We start from the raw sequence: 503 nt of genomic DNA on the forward strand, positions 1-503 counted from the left end.
AAATCGCATATGGGAGCCGAGATGGGTTAGATACCCTTGTTTTTATTGACGATGATGTTAAAGACAAAATGGTTTTCAAGTCTCGGCTAGAAGGAGCGGGCACCTTGTACTGTACAGATAAGTTTAAGGCTTTGTGTGAACAAAATCAGCTCAATGGCATCATGTTTTCTTCTAATTTGACAGATCCATTTAATTAGTGATTTTTATTAATATGAAAATACTATTTCTCTGATACTGGGGTTTGGAAGCACGGTAATGGTCGACGAGGAAATTAGCTTTCTCCTCTAAAACGCAGCTTTTTTAGGCCTGTTTCCTTCATGAAGAATGATTTGAAAAGTAACTTACCCATAGGTGGCTCCTGGTAGTAAAACATGAGGAGTTGATAGATTAATGACGGTTTATAAAATTTTCGACTGTCACAATGAATATAAAATCGTGAGCACTACGCCTAGTTCTGTAGCTAGGCAGTTAGGTGACATTGATTTAATAGAAAAAATCGTTGT

General features: G+C 37.0%; 1 pseudogene. It reads left to right on the top strand.

Annotated features, from left to right (window positions below):
• Positions 1-197, top strand: a pseudogene (locus R8O10_RS27820) (hypothetical protein); the annotation flags it as partial.
• Positions 198-503 lie beyond the last annotated feature (306 nt).

It is taken from the genome of Vibrio sp. 1727, from assembly GCF_033344415.1.
In the GTDB taxonomy this organism is placed as follows: Bacteria; Pseudomonadota; Gammaproteobacteria; order Enterobacterales; family Vibrionaceae; genus Vibrio; species Vibrio alginolyticus.